Source organism: Candidatus Streptomyces philanthi, assembly GCF_059553635.1.
Genome location: NZ_JCANQV010000514.1, coordinates 1 through 2,293, shown reverse-complemented (window position 1 = coordinate 2,293; position 2,293 = coordinate 1). Strand labels below are relative to the sequence as shown.

General features: G+C 72.0%; 1 protein-coding gene, 1 tRNA gene and 1 pseudogene. 2 read left to right on the top strand and 1 reads right to left on the bottom strand.

Features of this window, described 5'->3' with window-relative positions; genetic code table 11:
* Positions 1 to 583: pseudogene (locus AC51EU_RS29700) on the top strand (DEAD/DEAH box helicase); the annotation flags it as partial.
* Between the two features lie 218 nt (positions 584 to 801).
* Positions 802 to 874 (top strand) — tRNA-Lys (locus AC51EU_RS29695).
* 310 nt (positions 875 to 1,184) lie between these two features.
* Here AC51EU_RS29695 and AC51EU_RS29690 read toward each other — a convergent pair.
* Positions 1,185 to 1,895 (bottom strand): DUF4232 domain-containing protein, encoded by a 711-nt coding sequence (locus tag AC51EU_RS29690; protein ID WP_496270189.1) that lies wholly within the window; start codon positions 1,893 to 1,895, stop codon positions 1,185 to 1,187.
* Between the last annotated feature and the right edge of the window lie 398 nt (positions 1,896 to 2,293).

Here is a 2,293-nt window from a genome sequence, read left to right as displayed (position 1 = left end):
CGAGGCCCCGCGCCGCGACCGCCGCGACGACCGCGGCAACTTCGAGCGCCGCGAGCGCCGTGACGACCGTTCCGGCGGCCGCTCCTTCGAGCGTCGTGACGACCGTGGCGGCCGCTCCTTCGAGCGCCGTGACGACCGCTTCGGCGGTGGCCGTTCGTACGAGCGTCGTGACGACCGTTCCGGGGGCGGCCGCTCCTACGACCGTCGTGACGACCGTTCCGGTGGTCGTTCCTTCGAGCGTCGTGACGACCGTGGTGGTCGCTCCTTCGAGCGTCGTGACGACCGTGGCGGCCGCTCCTTCGAGCGCCGTGACGACCGCTTCGGCGGTGGCCGTTCCTACGAGCGTCGTGACGACCGTTCCGGCGGCTTCCGCGGCGACCGGCCGAGCCGTCCCTTCAACCGCGACGACCGTGCCGGTGGCCACCGCTCCGGCGGCGACCGCCCGTACAACCGTGACGACCGCGGCGGCCGCTCCTCCGGTGGCCACCGTGGCGGCGACCGCCCCTACGGCCGTCGTGACGACCACCGCGGCTCCTCCTTCGGCCGCCGCGACGACAAGCCGCGCTGGAAGCGCAACGGCTGATCCCGCATGCCACCGGCCATGCCGCCGGTGAGCCGAGCCACCCGGGCCCGTACCGCACGCAAGTGCCGTACGGGCCCGGCGCGTTGTCCGGGGGGAAGAACGCGGGCGTACGGGGTGAAACCGGGCGGTGGTGGGCCGTCCGGGAGGGGCGGCGCGGGACGCCCGCCCGGTTATCCCTTCGGGACGCGGCGGGTGGTCGGGCTATGCTGCGGGGGCGCGGGCCATTAGCTCAATTGGCAGAGCAGTGGACTTTTAATCCATGGGTTGTGGGTTCGAGTCCCACATGGCCCACCGCACGGCCCGGTCCCCCCGACCGACGGGGGAGGTATCCGGGCGCGACGAGGGGAAGCGACGTCCGATGCCGGGCGGTGCTTCCCCTCCGGCATATCCGCGGTCTGGATTCCTGCCTCACCGGCCGGGTGTGAGGGCTTTTCACTTCCGGGCTTTTCCTCTCCGCATTTCCGGAGGGTTTTGTGTGCCGGTTCCCTTGCACGAAGAGGACCCCGTACGGCCGAGGGGGAAGCGGCCGTACGGGGTCCGGGAATTCCGTCACCGTGTCCGGGACGGAAGGGAATTCAGCGGCCGTCGGGCCGGGAAAACCTCAGTGGCTGTCGATGCCGTCGAACGGAACGGCCTTGTCCGGGGAGGTGTGCCAGTTGGTGACGATCGGCCTGTCGACATTCACCTCGCCGACCTTCAGGCTGACCGGGTTCGCGTCCTTGTCGTCGATCGCGACGACCATGTGGTCGAACTCCACACCGTCCTCGTTGTTGGTGGTCTTCGGGTTCACCCCGGCGTAGGCGGTGGTGTTCCCGCTGAGCTTCACCGTCGGGCCCACGGCCTGCTCGGCGGGACCGGCCTCGATGCCCCGGGACCCGAAGGCGACGACCGGGTGCGTGCCGGGCAGGGTGCAGGTGATGCCCGGCTTGGCCTTCGCCATCACCAGGACGTAACCGCCCGCCTGGCTCTCCGACCGGGTGCTCCACGTGAGGTCGTTGGCGCCGCACGCCTGCCCGTAGCCGCTCTTGTCGCGGCCGGCGGACGCGTGGGCGCCACCGGAGCCGGTGCCGGCCCCCGCGTCGCCGCTGTGGCTGCTCTTGGCCTCCGCGCCGGAGCCCTTGCCGTCCGACGAGGAGCCGCCCGCACCGCTGCCCGCGGACGGGGCGGACGAGCCGCCGCCGTCGGCGGACGAACTGGCGGCGGGCGAGGTCTCCAGGGCCTCCGATCCCTTGCTGCCACAGGCCGTCAGCGACAGCGCGGCGACGAGGGCGGACGCGGCCAGGACGGTGGTGCGGAGGCGGTTGTTGCGCATGGATGTTCATCCCCGTGTAGGTGGAAGTCGGCGTGCCGGAGCGACCGGACGATGCTCCGGCGACGCGGCGGTTGGGTGGGACGCAGGTGAGCGACGGGACCGAGGAGACGGTCGCGAGGCATCGGCCACGGCTCCGGCCGTACCGGACACCGAGCGGCCGAGCGGCTGCTCCCCGGGCCGGACCTGCTGTCTGGTCACAGCTTTGGGGACGGGGCCCCGGGGCCGCAACGCTTCCGGGGGAGGTTGGGACGGTGGAACGGTGAAGAGGGTGCTGACCTGCGGAAATGATGGTGGGTTGGAATGGGGGCGCGGGATGGGGAGGGGGTTGGGGGCGGAGATCGATGGGGGCCGAAGGCCGTCATCCCTCACGCGGCGTCGCTGCATCAGGCTTTCGCCCA